This window comes from Kitasatospora sp. NPDC001547, assembly GCF_042894165.1.
Lineage (GTDB): Bacteria > Actinomycetota > Actinomycetes > Streptomycetales > Streptomycetaceae > Kitasatospora.
This window is the reverse complement of the sequence record NZ_JBIAVL010000020.1, coordinates 14368-33595: the sequence shown is the minus strand read 5'-3', so window position 1 is coordinate 33595 and position 19228 is coordinate 14368. Positions and strand designations below refer to the sequence as shown.

14 protein-coding genes are annotated in these 19228 nt (G+C 74.7%); 3 read left to right on the top strand and 11 right to left on the bottom strand.

The annotated features are described in order from the left end of the window. The gene (locus ACFY0X_RS28830; RefSeq protein ID WP_387758860.1) at nucleotides 1-1548 is read left to right on the top strand and encodes a mucoidy inhibitor MuiA family protein; all 1548 of its coding nucleotides are present in this window, start codon (nucleotides 1-3) and stop codon (nucleotides 1546-1548) included. Between the two features lie 86 nt (nucleotides 1549-1634). Further along, complete coding sequence (locus ACFY0X_RS28825) at nucleotides 1635-1997, top strand: DUF952 domain-containing protein (RefSeq protein WP_387758858.1); 363 nt, start codon at nucleotides 1635-1637, stop codon at nucleotides 1995-1997. A 118-nt stretch (nucleotides 1998-2115) separates the two neighbouring features. Here the strand turns inward: ACFY0X_RS28825 and ACFY0X_RS28820 are convergent, their stop codons facing one another. From ACFY0X_RS28820 to ACFY0X_RS28775, 10 genes are all read right to left on the bottom strand, one after another. Then, on the bottom strand, nucleotides 2116-3123 hold the full coding sequence (locus ACFY0X_RS28820; protein WP_387758856.1) for a helix-turn-helix domain-containing protein: 1008 nt from the start codon (nucleotides 3121-3123) through the stop codon (nucleotides 2116-2118). A 359-nt stretch (nucleotides 3124-3482) separates the two neighbouring features. Beyond that, nucleotides 3483-4757, bottom strand: coding sequence for a pseudouridine synthase (locus tag ACFY0X_RS28815; RefSeq protein WP_387758855.1), 1275 nt, complete (start codon nucleotides 4755-4757; stop codon nucleotides 3483-3485). A gap of 62 nt (nucleotides 4758-4819) precedes the next feature. Then, a complete protein-coding gene (locus ACFY0X_RS28810) occupies nucleotides 4820-5413 on the bottom strand; it encodes an SMC-Scp complex subunit ScpB (RefSeq protein WP_387758950.1) in 594 nt (197 codons plus the stop codon). A gap of 284 nt (nucleotides 5414-5697) precedes the next feature. Beyond that, entirely contained in the window at nucleotides 5698-6564 is an 867-nt protein-coding gene (locus ACFY0X_RS28805; RefSeq protein WP_387758853.1) for a segregation and condensation protein A, read from the bottom strand. Between the two features lie 350 nt (nucleotides 6565-6914). Next, on the bottom strand, nucleotides 6915-7502 hold the full coding sequence (locus ACFY0X_RS28800; protein WP_387758851.1) for a hypothetical protein: 588 nt from the start codon (nucleotides 7500-7502) through the stop codon (nucleotides 6915-6917). 41 nt (nucleotides 7503-7543) lie between these two features. Further along, entirely contained in the window at nucleotides 7544-8611 is a 1068-nt protein-coding gene (locus ACFY0X_RS28795; RefSeq protein ID WP_369808367.1) for a ParA family protein, read from the bottom strand. A 425-nt stretch (nucleotides 8612-9036) separates the two neighbouring features. Next, a complete protein-coding gene (gene ald, locus ACFY0X_RS28790) occupies nucleotides 9037-10152 on the bottom strand; it encodes an alanine dehydrogenase (protein WP_387758850.1) in 1116 nt (371 codons plus the stop codon). Between the two features lie 260 nt (nucleotides 10153-10412). Next, on the bottom strand, nucleotides 10413-12491 hold the full coding sequence (locus ACFY0X_RS28785; protein ID WP_387758849.1) for an AAA family ATPase: 2079 nt from the start codon (nucleotides 12489-12491) through the stop codon (nucleotides 10413-10415). A 281-nt stretch (nucleotides 12492-12772) separates the two neighbouring features. Continuing rightward, nucleotides 12773-13420 (bottom strand): NUDIX domain-containing protein, encoded by a 648-nt coding sequence (locus ACFY0X_RS28780; RefSeq protein ID WP_387758848.1) that lies wholly within the window; start codon nucleotides 13418-13420, stop codon nucleotides 12773-12775. Between the two features lie 108 nt (nucleotides 13421-13528). Beyond that, on the bottom strand, nucleotides 13529-15208 hold the full coding sequence (locus ACFY0X_RS28775; protein ID WP_387758846.1) for a CTP synthase: 1680 nt from the start codon (nucleotides 15206-15208) through the stop codon (nucleotides 13529-13531). 718 nt (nucleotides 15209-15926) lie between these two features. On the opposite strand from ACFY0X_RS28775, the gene ACFY0X_RS28770 reads away from it, so the two are divergent. Continuing rightward, nucleotides 15927-17921, top strand: coding sequence for a glycoside hydrolase family 15 protein (locus ACFY0X_RS28770; RefSeq protein WP_387758845.1), 1995 nt, complete (start codon nucleotides 15927-15929; stop codon nucleotides 17919-17921). Nucleotides 17922-17938: 17 nt separating this feature from the next. Here ACFY0X_RS28770 and ACFY0X_RS28765 read toward each other — a convergent pair whose 3' ends face one another. Continuing rightward, nucleotides 17939-19117: a glycosyltransferase family 4 protein gene (locus ACFY0X_RS28765; protein WP_387758843.1), complete on the bottom strand. Its 1179-nt coding sequence runs from the start codon at nucleotides 19115-19117 to the stop codon at nucleotides 17939-17941. Between the last annotated feature and the right edge of the window lie 111 nt (nucleotides 19118-19228).

Here is a 19228-nt window from a genome sequence, read left to right as displayed (position 1 = left end):
ATGACCGTCGAGACCCTTCCCCTCCCCGTCACCGCCGTGACCTGCCTGGAGGACCGCAGCCAGGTCGAGCGCGGCACCACGGTCGGGCTCGCCGCGGGCGTGCAGCGGCTGCGCCTCGGCCCGCTCACCGCCCTCGCCGTCGACCGCACCCTGCGCGCCGAGTCCGCCACCGACGGCGTCCGCGTACTGGACGCCCGGCTGGTGCGCGGCTGGATGCCGCGCGCCGCGCTGCCGCCCGGCCCGGAGGACTCCGAGCTGCGCCACCGGCTGCACCGGCTGGACGCCGAGACCCGGCTGGCCGACCAGACCCGGGCCCGGCTGGAGGCCCGGCTGGCGCTGCTCGCCCAGCTCTCCGCCGACCTGCTGCGCGAGATCGGCGAGGGCGCCGGCCTCGGGGAGCTCGAACCCAACCGCTGGGCGCGGGAGCTGGGCCGGGTGGACGCCGAGCGCGAGCGCCACGGCGAGGAGCTGCGCGCCACCCACTCCCGGCTGCGCCGCCTGGAGCAGCAGCGCTCGCAGGCCCTGATCGCGCTGGACGAGGCCGAGGAGGACCCGGCCGAGCTGACCGCCCACCTGGAGCTCACCGTCGAGGCGGCGCGCCCCGGCCCGGCCGAGCTGACCGTCTCCCACCTGGTGCCCTGTGCGCTGTGGCGCCCCTCCTACCGGGCGACCCTGGACGGCGGCGAGCTGCGCCTGGAGTCGGAGGCGGTGGTCTGGCAGCGCACCGGCGAGGACTGGACGAACGCCCGGCTCACCTTCTCCACCGCCCGCTCCGCCCTCGCCACCGCCCCGCCCGCGGTCGCCGAGGACGTCCTGGTGCTGCGCGAGCGCACCGAGGAGGAGCGCCGCACGGTCGAGGTCGAGCTGCGCGAGGAGGCGGTCGCCACCCTGGGCCCGTCCTCCGGGGTGCCGGGCGTGGACGACGGCGGCGAGGTCCGGGTGCTGCCCGCCCCCGCCCCCGCGACCGTGCCCTCCGACGGCCGCGCGCACCGGGTGCCGCTGGGGGCCTTCACCGCCGCGGCGGCCGGCGAGTACGCCTGCGCCCCTGAGCTGTCCCCGCTGGTCACCCAGGTGGTCCGGTTCCGCAACGCGGCCGGGCACCCGCTGCTGTCCGGCCCGGTCGAGCTGGTCCGCGGCAGCGGCTTCACCGGCCGCGGCGAGCTGCGCTTCACCGCCGCCGGCGCCGACGCCGAGCTGTCCTTCGGCAGCTCGGACGGCTACCGGGTGGTCCGGGAGGTCGAGGAGCGCCAGGCCACCGCCGGCCTCACCGGCCGCCAGACCACCACCCGGACGGTCCGGCTGCACCTGTCCCGCTTCTCCGGCCCGGAGGAGCACGACGAGCGGATCGTGACCGTGCGCGAACGGGTGCCGGTCTCCGAGGTGTCCGCGGTCGAGGTGCGGCTGCGCAAGGAGGAGTGCTCCCCGGCGCCCGACTCCTTCGACAGCGAGGGCATCGTCCGCTGGGACGTCCCGCTCGCCCCCGACGCCCGGCGCACCCTCACCCTGGTGTACGAGGTGTCCGCCTCCGCCAAGGTGGCCGGGCTCTGACCGCGGGGGCGGCCCGGCGGCGGACACCACCGTGCCGATGACGGCTGCTCAGGTCCGAACCGGAGACAACGGGTAGAAAAGGAAGCATGATCCTCCATCTCGCCCCCCTGGACGACTGGCTCGCCGACCCGGGCCGCCCGTACGCCACCGCCTCGCTGCTCACCGACGGGTTCATCCACTGCTCGGCGGACGAGCCGACGGCGCTGGCGGTGGCCAACGCCTTCTTCGCCGACGCTCCCGACCCGCTGATGGTGCTGCTGATCGAGGAGTCGCTGGTGGAGCCGATGGTGAAGTGGGAGGCCCCGCACGGCGCCCCGCCGCCCGGGGCCACCCCCGGCGTGCTGTTCCCGCACATCTACGGGCGGCTGAACCGCACCGCCGTGGTCGGCCTGGAGAAGGTCGAGCGCGGGCCGGACGGCCGCTGGGCCTCGCTCAGCCCCTGGAGCTGACGGCGCGGGCGGGGCCGGGCGAGGTCACCTCCCCGGCCCCGCCCCGCCGATCCTCCCCGGCCCCGCCCCGCCGATCGTCCCCGCGCCCGCGCCGGCCGACCGACGAACCGACCGGGCCCTACAGCCATCCCCGTTCCCGGGCCGCCATCCCGGCCTGGAAGCGGGTGGTGGCGCCCAGCGAGCGCATCAGGCTCTGGAGCCGGCGCTGGGTGGTCCGGGCGCTCCAGCCGAGCGAGCGGGCGATCGACTCGTCGGTGAGCCCGGCCGCCAGCAGGCCCAGCAGCTTGCGGTGGTCGGCCTCCGGCTCCGCCCCGGCGTCCTCGGCGCCGACCGCCGCCTGCAGGCGGACGGCCCGCTCCCACTCCGCCTCGAACAGCGTGTCCAGCGCCTGGAGCAGCGCGGAGGGGTGGATCACGTACGCGGCGTCCAGCACGCTGTCGCCGACGCTGATCGGGATGATCGCCATCCGGTCGTCCGAGATGATCATCTTCATCGGCAGGGTCGGCCGGACCCTCGCCTCCTCGCCGTCCGCGACGCCGACCAGGATGTTCTTCTCCAGCCGCCCCGGCCAGGCCACCGCCTCCCGGTCGTAGACCGTCCGGAACTTCACGCCCTCGCGCAGCCGCCGCCGCTGCAGGGTCAGCGGCGCCACCGGGTCCTGGATGTACGGCGGGCGGTCGAAGCCGCGCACCTGGTACTGGCTGGTCTCGGTGATGTGCTCCAGCCGCTGGGCGATCGCCTCGCCGCCGGTCAGCACCTCCACCGAGTGCGCCGGGTCGGTGTACCGCGAGGCCTCCCGGAAGGCGTCCATCAACCGGTGCATCTCGGCCCGGGCGTAGCGCAGTTCCGACTCCCGGTGGCCGATCAGGGTGCCGATCGCGACGTCCGGGGGCACCGGCAGGTAGCGGTGCCGGTCCACCGGCGCCCGGGTGGCCATGCCCTGCTGCGCCAACCGGTCCAGTGCGCGCACGCTCTGCTGGAACGTCAGCCCGCAGCTCTCCGCCAGCTCCTCGGCCGTGGACTGCGGGTTGGCCACCAGCGCCGCGTAGACCTGCCCGTCCGGCTCCGCCAGTCCCAGCGCGCCGAGGGCCTGTCCGCCGACCCGCCCCAGTGCTGCATCGGACACGACGCCCTCTCCCCCTGCTCGCCCGTTCTCCGGTGGCCGGTTTCCCTCGGCCCGCACTCACCCCGGCCGGCACGCCCCGTGCTGGCGCAGTCCCGCCACGCGGCGGGTGGTGCTCCGGTGGCCATCCTCGGCCACGGATCATGACGCTGACAAGGCCGTGACCAGCGGTTGCGTCCCGGCTCACACGACCTGTCCGGAACGTGGACATCCGTGCGCGGACGTTCACACCCCCGGGAACGACCGCCCGCGAACGGCCGCCCGGGAACGACCGCCCGCGAACGCCGGAGCCCCCGGCCGCGAAAGGTGCGACCGGGGGCTCCGGCGGAGCGGACGGGCCCGGGGCCCGTCGACGGCGGGGTCTAGAGGCCGACCTCGCGCATCAGCTGGCCGACCTCCGGGTTGGTCAGGCGGCGCAGCCAGCCCGACTTCTGGTCGCCCAGGGCGATCGGGCCGAAGTGGGTGCGCACCAGCTTCTCGACCGGGAAGCCGACCTCGGCCAGCATCCGGCGGACGATGTGCTTGCGGCCCTCGTGCAGGGTCACCTCGACCAGGTAGTTCTTGCCGACGTTGGAGATGACCTTGAAGCTGTCGGCGCGGGCGTAGCCGTCCTCCAGCTCGATGCCCTGGGCCAGCTGCTTGCCCAGGTCGCGCGGGATCGGGCCCTGGATCGCGGCCAGGTAGGTCTTGGTCACGCCGTACCGCGGGTGGGTGAGGCGGTGGGCCAGCTCGCCGTGGTTGGTGAGCAGGATGATGCCCTCGGTCTCGGTGTCCAGGCGGCCGACGTGGAACAGCCGGGTCTCCCGGTTGGTCACGTAGTCGCCCAGGCACTGGCGGCCGTCCGGGTCCTCCATGGTGGAGACCACGCCGGCCGGCTTGTTCAGCGCGAAGAACAGGTAGGACTGGGTGGCGACGGTCAGGCCGTCCACCTTGATCTCGTCGTTCTGCGGGTCGACCCGCTTGCCCTGCTCGGTGACGCGCTTGCCGTTGACCTCGACCCGGCCCTGCTCGATCAGCTCCTCGCAGGCGCGGCGGCTGCCGATGCCGGCCCGGGCCAGCACCTTCTGGAGGCGCTCGCCCTCGGGCTCGCCGAAGGTCTTGGGCAGCTTGACGGCCGGCTTGTCGTGTCGGGCGAGGACGGCGTCCTCGATCTTGGCCTGGAGCTCGCGGGAGCGCTGCGGCTGGCGGCGCGGGTCGCCCGGGGCGCCCTGGCCCTCGCGGCGCGGGCGCGGGGCCGGGCCGGGGCGCCGGCCGGCGAAGCCGCCGCGGGCCGGGGTGGCGTTGGGGCCGCCGCCGTACTCGGGGCGGTCGTACCGGCGCTCCTCGGGCCGCAGCGGGCGGTCCGGGTAGCGGCGGTCGTCCCGGCGGCCCTCGCGCCGGTCGTCACGACCGTACGAACCGCCGCGCGAGCCCGCGCCCGACCCCGAGCCGCCGCGGCCACCGCCGTACGAACCTCCGCCCGAACCCGAGCCGCCGCGGCCACCGCCGCTGCCGCCGTACGAACCTCCGCGCGAGCCCGAGCCGCCGCGACCGCCGCCGCTGCCGCCGCCGTAGGAGCCGCCGCCCCGGCCCCCGCCCTGTCCGCCGCGACCGCTCCCGCCGCCGCTGCTGTTCCTGCCGTTGCCACTGCTACGCATCAAAGTGTCCGTACGTCGTTCCGTCTGGGATGTGCGGTCGTTTCGGCCGACCTCACCGCCCCCTACCGATCGGGCCCGGCCCGACCGGCCTCGCCACTGCCGTCCGCGGCCTGCGCGGCAGCGGCGGCGACCGCCTCCGCGATCATCGTGCCCTCCAGGGACTCCGCTTCCACGTCGTCGACCTCGGGCAGGAAGGGAGCGAGTTCCGGCAGCTCGTCCAGGCCGCGGAGCCCCATCCGTTCCAGGAAGTAGTTCGTCGTCCGATACAGGATCGCACCTGTTTCGGGCTCGGATCCGGCCTCTTCCACCAGTCCTCGCTGTACCAGGGTACGCATCACGCCGTCACAGTTCACACCACGGACGGCGGAAACCCGCGATCTGGACACCGGCTGCCGGTACGCGACCACCGCCAGGGTCTCCAGCGCGGCCTGGGTGAGCCGGGCCTGCCGGCCGTCCAGGAGGAAGCGGTCGACGGCCGCGGAGCGGCTCTCCCGGCTGTAGAACCGCCAGCCGCCGGCGACCAGCCGCAGGTCGAAGCCGCGGCCCTGGGAGGTGTACTCGGCGGACAGTTCGCGCAGCGCGGCCGCCACCTCGGCCCGGGGCCGCTCCAGCGCCTCGGCCAGCCGTTCCTCCGCCACCGGCTCGTCGACGACCATCAGGACGGCCTCCAGATCGGCCCGCAGCCCGGCGTCGGCGGCCCCCTCGGCCGTGGAGGCGCCGGGGACACCGGAGGCATCAGGGACACCGGAAGTCGACGGAGCCGACTTCTGGTGCACGACACGCGCCTCGTCCGCCACCGGCTCCCCCGCCTCCACCGCCTCCGCGGCCTCCACCGGGTCCGGCAGCAGCTCGAAGGCCGGCTCCAGCCACTCCTCGGCCCGCGGCCGCCCCGGCAGCCCCAGCGGGCGCCGCACCGGCCGCCCGCCCTCGTTCCCGCCGCTCATCGCCGTCCGTCCTCCCCGACCCCGCCCGTCGGCCGGTCGAACTCGTCCGTCACCTCGACCGCCGCCCGGCCCTCCTCGGCCACCCAGCGCACCAGCAGCTCGCCGAGCGCCTCCGGCTGCTCGAAGGCGAGCACCCGCTCCCGGTACAGCTCCAGCAGCGCCAGGAAGCGGGCGACCACCACCAGGTCGTCCGGCGCGTCCTCGACCAGCCGCTGGAACGAGGCCTCGCCCAGCTCGGTGAGCAGCCCCACCACCAGCCCCGCCTGCTCGCGCACGCTCACCGGCGGGGTGTGGATGTGGTCCACGTAGACGACCGGCGCGGGTCGGGGCGCCATCGCCCTGGCCGCCAGCTCGGCGAGCCGCCGCGGCCCGACGGTGATGACCACCTCGGGCAGCAGCTCCGCGTGCCGGGGCTCCAGGGCGGCGGTCCGGGGCCGGCGCAGCAGCTCGGCCGCCCAGCGCTCGCCGAACAGCGCCGCCGCCCGCTTGTACGCCCGATACTGGAGCAGCCGGGCGAACAGCAGGTCGCGGGCCTCCAGCAGCGCCAGGTCCGCCTCGTCCTCGACCTCGGCCACGGGCAGCAGCCGGGCGGCCTTGAGGTCGAGCAGGGTGGCGGCCACCACCAGGAACTCGGTCGCCGCGTCCAGGTCCCAGTCCGGGCCCATCGCCCGGATGTACGCCATGAACTCGTCCGTCACGGTGGCCAGCGCCACCTCGGTGACGTCCAGCCTGTGCTTGGCGATCAGGCTGAGCAGCAGGTCGAAGGGGCCCTCGAAGTTGTCCAGCCGTACCCGGAAGCCGCCCCGCGACTCGTCCTCGGTCGCGTTCGCGGCGGCGGCGGCTGGTTCGGCGGTCCTGGGCATGACGGTCCATCTTCGCCCGTCCCCGTCCCCGCCTCCGCCCCGGGGCCACCCGACACGCCGCTCCAGCGGGCCCGGAACCAGCGCCCGCCGGCTTCCACGAGCCCGTACGGGGCCCTAGGCGCGCCCGTCCCGTCGATCCGGTCCAACCGGACCGGCCCCGGCGTTCCGCTTCGCTCAGACGGCCCCACAGGCCCAGGAGCGCCCTACGGCGGCCGTCCCGAGGCTTCTCGGCCCCCGCGGCCCCGCCCGGGGCCCCTGCGGCGCCCTGCCGCCCGACCGGCGGCCTCCCCACGCCGGGCCAGCGGCCCCCCTCGACGCCCGGCGGAACCGCCGGCCGCCCTCCGCGCCGCCTACCGGCCGCGCAGCCGCCGGACCAGGATCGAGGCCTCGCCCCGCTGCTCCAGGTCTGCCAGGACGACCGCGATGGCCTCCCGGACGATCCGCCCGCGGTCCACGGCCAGGCCGTGCTCGCCGCGCAGCACCAGCCGGGCGTGCTCCAGGTCCATGAGCTCCTCGGCGGACACGTACACCGTGATCTTCTCGTCGTGCCGCTCGCGCCCGCTGGGCCGGCGCGGCGCGCGGCCGCGCGGCCGGGCGCGCCCGGCGGCACCGGGCTGCTCCTCGACGGCGCCCTGGTGCGTCCGGGGCGCCGGGGCCGAGCCGGCACCGCGACCCCCCGAGACGGTCTTCCCGGCCGCGGCGACGCCTGCGGCGGGTGCGGGCCCGGCGGCCGTGCCGGCCCGCTGGACGGGCGGCTGCGCGGGCGCCGGCACCGTGGCGGCCGCCTGCTGCTCCGGCGTCACCTGCCGGTCGTCCTGGGCGCCCTGGGCGGCCGCGGCGGCCTCGGCGCCGTCCGGTTGGCCGTTGACGGTCCGCGCGGTCTCCGGTCTGGCTGCCTCGGCGGCCGGACGCGGCGCGAGGGAGGGCGACAGCGCCATCCCCCCCGTGGTCCGGAACAGCTCGTCGGCACCCGGGAGACTCACTCGGCGGGGCGGCACCGGTCGAGCACCTCCCTGGCGAGCTGGCGGTAGGCGGCGGCCCCGACCGAGTTGGTCGCGTACGTCGTGATGGGCTCGCCGGCGACGGTGGTCTCCGGGAAGCGCACGGTCCGCCCGATGACGGTGTGGAAGACGTGCTCGCCGAACGCCTCGACGACGCGCGCCAGCACCTCGCGGCTGTGCACGGTGCGCGAGTCGTACATGGTGGCCAGGATGCCGTCCAGGCGCAGGTCCGGGTTGAGCCGTTCGCACACCTTCTCGATGGTCTCGGTCAGCAGCGCGACACCGCGCAGCGCGAAGAACTCGCACTCCAGCGGGACGATCACGCTGTGAGCGGCCGTCAGCGCGTTGACCGTCAGCAGGCCCAGCGAGGGCTGGCAGTCGATGATGACGTAGTCGTAGTCGGGCAGCAGCGGCTTCAGGGCGCGCGCCAGCGCGGACTCCCGGGCCACCTCGCTGACCAGCTGCACCTCGGCGGCGGAGAGGTCGATGTTGGAGGGCAGCAGGTCCATCCCCGGGACCGCCGTCTTGAGCAGCACCTCATCGGCCGTCAGGCCCCGCTCCATGAGCAGGTTGTAGACGGTGACGTCGAGCTCCATCGGGTTGACGCCGAGGCCGACCGAGAGCGCGCCCTGCGGGTCGAAGTCGACGAGCAGCACCCGGCGGCCGTACTCGGCCAGCGCCGCGCCCAGGTTGATGGTCGACGTGGTCTTGCCGACGCCGCCCTTCTGGTTGCACATGGCGATGATCTGGGCGGGGCCGTGCTCGGCCACCGGCGCGGGGATCGGGAAGTACGGCAGCGGGCGGCCGGTCGGGCCGACCCGCTCGCGGCGCTGGCGCGCGGCGTCGGGGGCCAGCGTGGCGGCGTACTCCGGGTCCGGCTCGTACTCGGCGTCCGGGTCGTCGTAGGCGCCGTAGGCGAACTCGCCGTAGGCCAGGCCGTAGGCCGCCAAGTCGGCGTCGTGATCGGTCACCGTGGTCACCTGTGCTGTGTTCTGGCGTGCTTCGAAGGTACGGAGTGCGACCGAGCCGACCTCGGCCGAGCCCACGGAGGGCTGCCGGGCCCCGGGCTCCTCACTCGGCTGGCCGGCGGTGAGTTCCGCCAGTCCTGGCTGACCACCCCCGGGAGCAATTGTCGACTCATTCACAAGTCGTCTTACCTCCTTGGGCATCCAGGACTCTATGTCGATTCGTCAGCGTGGCAGCATGCCGACGGTTTGCGACTCTAGGCCGTTCAAGGCGTTCGCAGCAACACAATCCACGGTAGTGGGCAGGATGTGTCGACTATCGAGCGGGCTGCTGTCAAGGGATGAGAGGGTCACCGGCCCCAACGTTTCTGCGGGCGGGTGACATGACCGACGGATATTGACGACAGAGCGACCTACCCGGCCGACCCGCTGATCACGGGCACGGCGAAGCCCCCGGCCCGAAGTGATCGGGTCGGGGGCGAACGACCGCCGGGCGGTCAGGGGGTTCAGGCGAGCACGCTCTCCAGGGAGACCGACTCCAGGCCGAAGGCCTCGGCCACGGCCGGGAAGGTGATCTGGCCCTCGTGCACGTTCAGGCCCTTGGCGAGCGCGGCGTCGCGGCGCAGCGCCTCCTTCCACCCGCGGTTGGCCAGCTCCAGCACGTACGGCAGGGTGGCGTTGGTCAGCGCGTAGGTGGAGGTGTTCGGGACGGCGCCCGGCATGTTGGCCACGCAGTAGAAGACCGAGTCGTGGACCTTGAAGGTCGGCTCGTCGTGCGTGGTGGCGTGCGAGTCCTCGAAGCAGCCGCCCTGGTCGATCGCGATGTCGACCAGCACGGAGCCCGGCTTCATGCGGGAGACCAGCTCGTTGGTGACCAGCTTCGGGGCCTTGGCGCCCGGGATCAGCACCGCGCCGATGACCAGGTCGGCGTCGAGGACGGCCTTCTCCAGCTCGAACGAGTTGGACATGATGGCCTTGATCTTCGTGCCGAAGATGCGGTCGGCCTCGCGCAGCTTGTTGATGTCGCGGTCCAGCAGGGTCACGTCGTAGCCCATGCCGATGGCGATGGTGGCCGCGTGCCAGCCGGAGACGCCACCGCCGATGACGACGGCCTTGGCCGGGTGGGTGCCGGGCACGCCGCCCGGCAGGGTGCCGCGGCCGCCGGCCGGACGCATCAGGTGGTACGAGCCGACCTGCGGGGCCAGCCGGCCCGCGACCTCGGACATCGGGGCGAGCAGCGGCAGCGCGCCGTTCGACAGCTGCACGGTCTCGTACGCGATGGCGGTGGTGCCCGAGGCGATCAGCGCGTCGGTGCCGGCCCGGTCGGCCGCCAGGTGCAGGTACGTGAAGACGGTCTGGCCCTTGCGCAGCCGGTGGTACTCCGAGGCGATGGGCTCCTTGACCTTCAGCAGCAGGTCGGCGGTGGCCCACACCTCGTCGGCGGTGGGGAGGATGGTGGCGCCGGCGGCCACGTACTCCTCGTTCGGGATCGAGGAGCCGAGACCGGCGTTGTCCTCGATGTAGACCTCGTGTCCGTTGCGGACCAGCTCATGCACGCCGGCGGGCGTGATGGCCACGCGGTACTCGTGGTTCTTGACCTCGCGGGGGATGCCGACCTTCACGACTGAACACGTCCTCTTGCCATGGGGGTCCCGACCGGAGAAGACCGGTGGGCGACGCGCACGTGGGGAAGCCTCCGGGCAGCCCGGGGCGGGGATCGCTGCGCGACTGAGTCCGAGTGTAATGAAGCCCAGTCGGCGTGTCAGCCTTCCAAAGTGAATAATTTTCCCGCACACATTGGCAGGTTCGTAGGCTTCCCCTGCGACTTACCCGCCAAAGACGTCCTAACCGGGCATCTTCGACAATACCTCCGAAACGCCCGTCACCACCCGGCGTCGACGCGTTCCCGCAGGTCCGCGAGGGCCGTGGCGACGGCCTCCCGGCCCCGCTCGTCGCCCAGCCGGCGCAGCACCGCGAGCGCGGCCCGGTACTCCCGGTCGGCCTCGTCGAAGCGGCGCTGCGCGGTGTGCGCCTCGGCCACCCGGGCGAGCAGCCGGGCCTCCGCCGCGTGGTCCCCGAGCGCCTGCCGCAGACCGAGCGCCCGCCCGTACCAGTCGGCGGCCCGCACCGCGTCGCCGAGCGCCCGGTGGCAGTTGGCGGCGCTCTCCAGGGCCCGGGCGCAGAGCGGTTCGTCGTCGGCCTTCCGGGCGTGCTCCAGGGCGGCCCGGTAGTGGACGGCGGCCGGCTCCCAGCGGGCCGCCGAGGCCTGGAGGTCGCCCAGGTTGAGCAGTGCGGCCGAGGCCCGGCGGGGCCGGGCGCCGCGCTCGGCGACGGTCAGCACCAGCTCGTGCAGCCGGTAGAGGTCGGCGGGGGCGGCGGCGCCGGTCAGCGGCAGCGTCCGCAGCAGCGCGGTGACCAGCCGCCCGGCCGAACCGTCCAGGTCGCCCTGGCCGATCGCGTCGGCCACCGCGCCGAGCAGCAGCTCCCGCTCGCCGAGCAGCCACTCCCGGGCGTGCGCCGCCGAGCGCAGCCGCAGCGGGGCGGGCAGCGGCTCCGGGCCGGGGGCGGCCGCCGGGTCCAGCAGTGCCCGGGCCGACTCGGTGAGCCGGACCAGCCGCTCCAGCAGCCGGGCCCGGGCGAGTTCGGTCTCGGCGGGCCGGTCCTCCTGCTCGCGCAGCCGGACCAGCCGAGGGTAGAGCCGCCCGGGCACCCGGTAGCGCGGGGTCCCGTCGGCGGCCGGCGCCTCCTCGCCGAGCAGCTCCCGCTCGGCGAGCGCGGCCAGTGTCGCGGCCGCGTCCGGCACCGGGCAGCCCACCAGGGCGGAGGCGGTGCGGGGGTCGGCGGTCTGCGCCGGGGCCAGGGTGAGGGTGCGCAGCATCCGCGCCTGGGCGGCCGGCAGCCCGCGGTACAGCAGGGTGAACGCGCCGAGCAGCGGGTCGTTGTCGGGGACGGGCACCGGCTCGGCCGGCTCGGGGCCGGGCCTCACCCAGGCCGCCGGGTCGCCGGCCGACCCGGTCACCGCGGCGGCGGCCGCCTTGGCGGGCCCGGCCGGAGGAGTACCCGGGGGCTTCGCCGCCCGTTCCCCCTCCTTCTCCTTCTTGTTCTTGTTCGGCGCCCCGGCCCGTTCCCTCCCCCTGTCCTTCTCCTTCTCCTCCACCGCGGCGGCCGCGGCCGGCTCCGCGGACGCCCTGGCGGCTCCCGTCTCCTCCCCCACCACCCGGTTGAGCTCGCGCGCCGCGTCGGTGACCGCGGTCTTCGGGTTCCCGCGCAGCCACCCCGCCATCAGCCGCAGCGCGGCCGGCCGGGCGGCACAGGCCTCGGCCAGGTCGGCCCCGCCGACCGGGTCGCAGGAGATCCGGGTGCCGCCGACCAGGTCGGCCAGCAGCTCGCCGGAGGCCTGCCGGTCCAGCCCGCCGAGGATCACCGGGTCGATGTCCTCGATCCCGGTGAGCGGCCCGGCCGTGGTGGCGAGCACCAGGCAGCCGGGCTCGTCGGCCAGCAGCGGCCACACCTGCCCGGCGTCCCGGACGTCGTCCAGCACGAGCAGCACCCGCAGCCCGGCGAGCGCCTCGCGCAGCGCCACGCAGCCGGGCTCGTCCCGCCCGTCCTCGCCCGCGCCGGGCAGCGGTACGGCGGTCCGCGGGTCGAGCTGCTCCAGCAACAGCCGGGCGGCCCGGGCGGGCGGCACCCGGCCGCCGTCCGGGGCGGACATCCGGACGAACAGCACGCCGTCCAGGAAGTCCGCGGCGACGGTACGGGCGAAGCGGGCGGCCAGCGTGGTCCGTCCGGAGCCGGGGCGCCCGGCCAGCACCAGCACCGGGCAGCGCCCGCTCGCCGGGCGGGCGGCGGCCGCCCGCAGCGCGGCCAGTTCGGCGCGCCGCCCCACGAACAGCGCGGGCCCGGCCGGCAGCCGCTCCAGGCCCAGGACGGCCCCGGCGGGCGCGCCGGGGCCGGGATCCATCGTCGCCGTCTTCCTCGCCACCCGTGCCACTCCCGACGTCATCCCGCGCTCGGCATCCGACGCTCGGCTTCCGGTGCCCGGCCCCCGAGCTCAGCGGGGGCGGCCCGGTACGGGCGCCCTGTCTGCGAAGCGTAGTTCGACCGTCCGGCTCAGCCGAGGTGACATCCGGTCGTACGAATCGGCAAATCACCCCAACGACTCAACGTCCGCCGCGACGCGCCGGGCGATGCCGAGGCGGCAGGGGGCGACGCACGGGCCGCGCGCACCCCGCCGGGGCGGGCTCAGGCCTCGAAGGGACGGGCCGGCCAGGGCGAGTCCGCCGGGCGCAGCGCGTCCAGCCCGTCCGGGCCGGTGAGCGCGGCGTGCACGGCGAGGGCGCCGGTGATCAGGGTCGGGTTGTGCAGCTTCCCGGCCTGGATCAGCCGGATCAGTTCCGGCACCGGCACCCAGGCGACCTCGATCTCCTGCTCCTCGCCCTCGGCCGCGTAGCGATCGCCGTCGGCCGGCGCCAGGTCGGTGGCGATGAACATCCGCAGCGCCTCGTCGGTGCCGCCCGGGGAGGTGTAGTAGTCGGCGAGGATCCGCCAGGTGCCAGCCTTGCAGTGCGCCTCCTCGTACAGCTCGCGCTGCGCGGCGCGCCACGGGTTCTCGCCGGGCACGTCGAGCAGGCCGGCCGGCAGCTCCCACAGCCGCTGGCGCACCGGGTGGCGGTACTGGCGCAGCACCAGCACCCGCTGCTCGTCGTCCAGGGCGAGCACCGAGACCGAGCCGGGGTGGGTCTGGTAGTCGCGGCGGGCCCAGCTGCCGTCGGGCATCCGGACCTCCTCGCTGCGCACGCCGGTGACCTTGCCCTGGAACGGCGTCCCGCTCGCCCGGACCTCCCACTCCTCGGCCACGTCGGCGATCACCTGGCGGCTCTGCTCGTCCATCGCTCTCCCCTTTTCGTCAGTACGACACAATCTAACGCCGAACGGCGGCCCCGCGGGAATCGCGGGGCCGCCGTCCGGTGAACGACCGCTGTCTACGGCGGCCGGGGACTACTCGGAGTCCGTCGTCATGATCTCGATGGCCGCCTTGACCAGGCCCGCGAACAGCGGGTGCGGGCGGGTCGGACGGGACTTCAGCTCCGGGTGGGCCTGGGTGGCCACCAGGTAGGGGTGCACCTCGCGCGGGTACTCGACGTACTCGACCAGGTCGCCCTTGGGCGAGAGGCCGGAGAACACCAGGCCGGTCTTCTCCAGGTCCGCGCGGTAGGCGTTGTTGACCTCGTAGCGGTGCCGGTGGCGCTCGTCGACGTACTGCTCGCCGCCGTAGACCTCGCGGACGATCGAGCCCTCGGCGAGCTTGGCCGGGTACAGGCCCAGGCGCATGGTGCCGCCCAGGTCGCCCTTGCCGTCGACGATGGCCAGCTGCTCGGCCATGGTGGAGATGACCGGGTGCTTGGCGGCGGCGTCGAACTCGGTGGAGTTGGCCTCCGGCAGGCCGGCCAGGTTGCGGGCCGCCTCGATGACCACGCACTGCAGGCCCAGGCACAGGCCCAGCAGCGGGACCTTGTTCTCGCGGGCGTAGGTGATGGCGCCGACCTTGCCGTTGACGCCGCGGTCGCCGAAGCCGCCGGGGATGCAGATCGCGTCCACGTCGCCGAGCTGCTCGCGGGCGCCCTCGGGCGTCTCGCAGTCGTCCGAGGTGACCCACTTGATCTCGACCCGGGCGTTGTTGGCGAAGCCGCCGGCGCGCAGCGCCTCGGTCACCGACAGGTAGGCGTCCGGCAGGTCGATGTACTTGCCGACCAGGGCGACCTTGACGATGTGCTGCGGCTCGTGGACGCGGCGCAGCAGGTCGTCCCAGGTGGTCCAGTCCACGTCGCGGAACGGCAGGTCCAGGCGGCGCACCACGTAGGCGTCCAGGCCCTCGCCGTGCAGCACCTTGGGGATGTCGTAGATCGACTTGGCGTCGATGGCCGCGACCACGGCCTCCTCGTCCACGTCGCACATCAGCGAGATCTTGCGCTTGATCGCCTGCGGGACCTCGCGGTCGGCGCGCAGCACGATGGCGTCGGGCTGGATGCCGATGTTGCGCAGCGCGGCGACGGAGTGCTGGGTCGGCTTGGTCTTCAGCTCGCCCGAGGGGCCGATGTACGGCAGCAGGGAGACGTGCACGAAGAACACGTTGTCCCGGCCGACCTCGTGGCGGACCTGGCGGACGGCCTCCAGGAACGGCAGCGACTCGATGTCGCCGACGGTGCCGCCGACCTCGGTGATCACCACGTCGACGTCCTCGGTCGCCATCCGGCGGATCCGGGACTTGATCTCGTTGGTGATGTGCGGGATGACCTGGACGGTGTCGCCCAGGTACTCGCCGCGGCGCTCCTTGGCGATGACGGTCGAGTACACCTGGCCGGTGGTGACGTTCGCCGAGCCGTGCAGGTTGGTGTCCAGGAACCGCTCGTAGTGGCCGATGTCCAGGTCGGTCTCGGCGCCGTCGTCGGTGACGAACACCTCGCCGTGCTGGAACGGGTTCATGGTGCCCGGGTCCACGTTGAGGTACGGGTCGAGCTTCTGCATCGTCACGCGCAGGCCGCGGGCCTTGAGCAGCGCGCCCAGGCTGGAGGCGGTCAGCCCCTTTCCGAGCGAAGAGGCGACACCCCCGGTGACGAAGAGGTGCTTGGTCGTCACGGCGCGGCCGTTCGCTGCCTTGCCGGAATGGGGCTGTGCCAAGAGGGGGCTCCCGTGGGTCGCGTGTCGAAGGAGACGTGGGCGGGAGCTCGGGGTTCGCCGGGCGACGGGAGGCCGGCTCGGTGCGCGGCGCTCGTTGGGTCGTCGGTTCGGCTGGTCCGGGGCGTTTGATCCCGCCGGTCCACGGGATACCAGGGTATCAGTGCGTCGACCCGGTCGCCGTTCGGGCCACGCGCGCCGCGCCGGGAGCGCGCGCGGGGCGCACCACCGGCGCATCACACGCCGCAGGTGTCACACCGGTCGCACAACCCACCGGACCGGGCCAGAGCGCGGTGCCCGTACGGACCATTCCGGCTCCTCCGGGCGGACCAGGCGGAGCTGATCCTTCCGGACCATCCTGCGCCACGCCCTCGCGATGCACGGCATTTCCGCCGAATTGCGGCGCCACACCGGGCTGCGCCCGCGTGCTTCGCCCCTTTCGTCCGTCGTAAGCTGCTCGGACGCATCGCCGACAGCACGAGCACGCGGAGGGCGTGGGAGGGTCAGGACGACTCCCGGTCCCCGATGCGCGACCGGACCTCCCCGTATTCCCGCTCATCCCCACCCACTCCAGGGGCTCGACCGAGCCCCGCGGACACTCCAGCAGGGCCCGCCACCACCCCCGGCGGGCCGGACGTCCCGGGGTGGACCTCCGGCCCCGCAACCCGCTCGCTCCCTCCGCTCGCCGATGCCCTGACCACATTGCGAACTGGAGATCCACGTGGCCGGCCGTATCGAGGACTACGCACTCATCGGGGACATGCAGACCGCTGCCCTGGTCAGCAGGGACGGGGCGGTGGACTGGCTCTGCCTCCCCCGCTTCGACTCGCCGGCCGTGTTCGCCGGCCTGCTCGGCACCGATGAACACGGCTTCTGGCGGATCGGCCCGGCCGAGGTCGGCCCGACCGGGGCCTCCGCCCCGGCCGCCGCCACGCGCCCCGCCGACGGCCGGGCCCGCATCGCCGACACCGACCTGCGGGTCCCGCCGCCCACCGCCGCCGTCCCCGCCGTGCCGGCGGACCGCCGCCGCTACCGGGGCGACTCGCTGATCCTGGAGCAGGAGTGGGACACCCGGGGCGGCACCGTCCGGGTGATCGACTTCATGCCGCCGCGCCCGCTGGCCGGCAAGGACGCCGTCCCCCAGGTGATCCGGATCGTCGAGGGCGTCTCCGGCGCCGTGCGGATGCGCTCGGCCGTTCGGATGCGCTTCTCCTACGGCCGGATCGTGCCCTGGGTGCACCGCGTCGAACAGGCCGACGGCGGCCACCGCACCGTCGCCGTCGCCGGCCCCGACTCGGTCTGGCTGGACGGCGAGGCCGAGACCTACGGGCGCGACCTCACCACCTACGCCGACTTCACCGTCACCGCCGGCGAGCGGATCGCCTTCGCCCTCACCTGGCAGGCCTCCCACCTCGACCCGCCCCGGCCCCCGGACGCCGAGGAGATGCTGGACGCCACCGCCGATTTCTGGCACGAGTGGGCCGACCAGTGCACCTACCAGGGCCCCTACCGGGAGGCCGTGATCCGCTCCCTGATCACCCTCAAGGGCCTCACCTACGCCCCCACCGGCGGCATCGTCGCCGCCCCCACCACCTCGCTGCCCGAGGACATCGGCGGCGAACGCAACTGGGACTACCGCTACACCTGGCTTCGCGACGCCGCCATCACCCTCTCCTCGCTGCTGCGCACCGGCTACCGCGAAGAGGCCCGCGCCTGGCGCGAGTGGCTGCTGCGGGCGGTCGCCGGCGACCCGGAGAACCTCCAGATCATGTACGGCATCGCCGGCGAACGCGAGCTCACCGAGTCCTCGCTGGACTGGCTGCCCGGCTACGAGGGCTCCCAGCCCGTCCGGGTCGGCAACGGCGCCGCGGGCCAGCTCCAGCTCGACGTCTACGGCGAGGTCGTCGAGGCGCTGCACCTGGCCCACATGACCGGCCTGGTCCGCAACGACCACGCCCACCACCTCCAGCTGCGCCTGATCGAGTACCTGGAGGAGCACTGGCAGGAGCCGGACGAGGGCATCTGGGAGGTCCGCGGCCCGCGCCGGCACTTCGTCCACTCCAAGGTGATGGCCTGGGTCGCCGTCGACCGCACCATCAAGCTGCTGGAGCAGACCCCCGAGGACGCCCCGGCCGGCGGCCACCTGGAGCGCTGGCGCGAGTTCCGCGCGCAGATCCACGCCGACGTCTGCGAGAAGGGCTACGACCCGGAGCGCAACACCTTCACCCAGTACTACGGCGGCCGGGAGCTGGACGCCTCGCTGCTGCTGATCCCCCAGGTCGGCTTCCTGCCGCCGGACGACAAGCGGGTGATCGGCACCATCGAGGCGATCCAGCGCGAACTGTCCACCGAGGACGGCTTCGTGCTGCGCTACCCGACCCACGACGAGAGCGGCAACAACGTCGACGGCCTCTCCGGCCACGAGGGCGCCTTCCTGGCCTGCTCGTTCTGGCTGGCCGACGACCTCGCCATGATCGGCCGGGTCCAGGAGGCCCGCGAGCTGTTCGACAAGCTGCTCTCGCTGCGCAACGACCTCGGGCTGCTCGCCGAGGAGTGGGACCCGCGGCTCAAGCGGCAGGTCGGCAACTTCCCGCAGGCCTTCAGCCACGTGCCGCTGATCGACACCGCCCTGCGGCTGACCGCCTGCGGCGCCGCGTACCTGTCCGCCCAGCCGGACGGGCCGGCCGCCGACCGGGTCGAGCGGGCCACCGTCTGACCGTCCGGGGGCCGTCCCTACCCGCGCTGCACCAGCTCGTCGTAGGTGCTGAGCACCTGGGCGACGGTGGCGGACTCGTCCGGCCAGGTCTCGGCCTGCTGCCGGCCGGCCGCCACCAGCCGCTCGCGGCGGGCCGGGTCGGCCAGCAGGTCGCGCACCGCGCGGCCGAGCGCCGCCGGATCGCCGGAGGGCACCAGCACGGCGGCGTCGCCGACCAGTTCGGGGATGCCGCCGACGGCGGTGGCGACCACCGGCACGCCGGCCCGCACCGCCTCCTGCACCACCAGCGAGCGGGCCTCCCAGCGGCTGGAGACCGCCACCACGTCGGCGGCGGCCAGCAGGTCGGGCACGTCGGTGCGGTAGCCGAGCAGCCGCACCGGCAGCTTCTCCGCGGCCACCCGCTCGCGCAGCGCGCCCGCCTCGGGGCCGTCCCCGGCGAGCAGGACGAGCGGCTCCGGGGTCAGCGAGGACAGCTCCCGGGTGGCGTCCAGCAGCAGCCCGAAGGCCTTCTGCGGGACGAGCCGGCCGACCGCCAGCACCAGCGGGCGGTCCGGGCCGTCGCCGAGCAGCGCGGCGCGCGCCTCGGGGCGGCCGAGCCGGCCCTCGGGCATCGGCGGGGCGGCCACCGGGCCCAGCCGGGCGTCGGTGGCGCCCAGCTCGCGGGCCCGGGCGACCAGGTCGGAGGAGGCGCCGAGCACCAGGTCGGCGGCGCGCGCAACCCGGCGCTCCATCAGCCGCTGCAGCCGGCGCTCCATGCCGGTGGCCAGCAGCGCGTGGTGCGAGGTGACCACCAGCGGGGTCTCCGGGCGCAGGCCCGGGAAGCGGCCCGCGGTGCGCAGCGCCAGGTCGGAGAGCAGCCCGGCGCGCAGCCCGTGGGCGTGCACCACGTCGGCGCCGGTGAAGGCCCGTCGCAGCTCGCCGATCGCGGTGGCGTCGCTGCGGGCGCCGGCGGTGGGGGTGATGTCGACGGTGTGGAACCTGGCCCCCGTACGGGAGAAACCGAACAGCGCGTCCGTACCGGCCGGCGCGCAGACCGTGACGTTCACTCCGTGCGCGACCAGGCCCTGGGCCAGGGAGCGCACGTGCGCACCGATGCCGCCGGTGCTGGCGGCCAGGACGAGTACCACGTGCAGCTGCCCCGGTTCGGGGACGGCCGCGGTGGCCCGGGCGGCGGAATGGTCCACGTCGTCTCGCATCCGACTCGATCAGGTTCGCGCGCCGCTTCGCGAGGATTGCCCGCCGGGCGGCGCTCGGGGCTGGGAAGCCAGTGTCCAGCCGCCACCATGCCAGGTCGGCGGCCCTCTTGG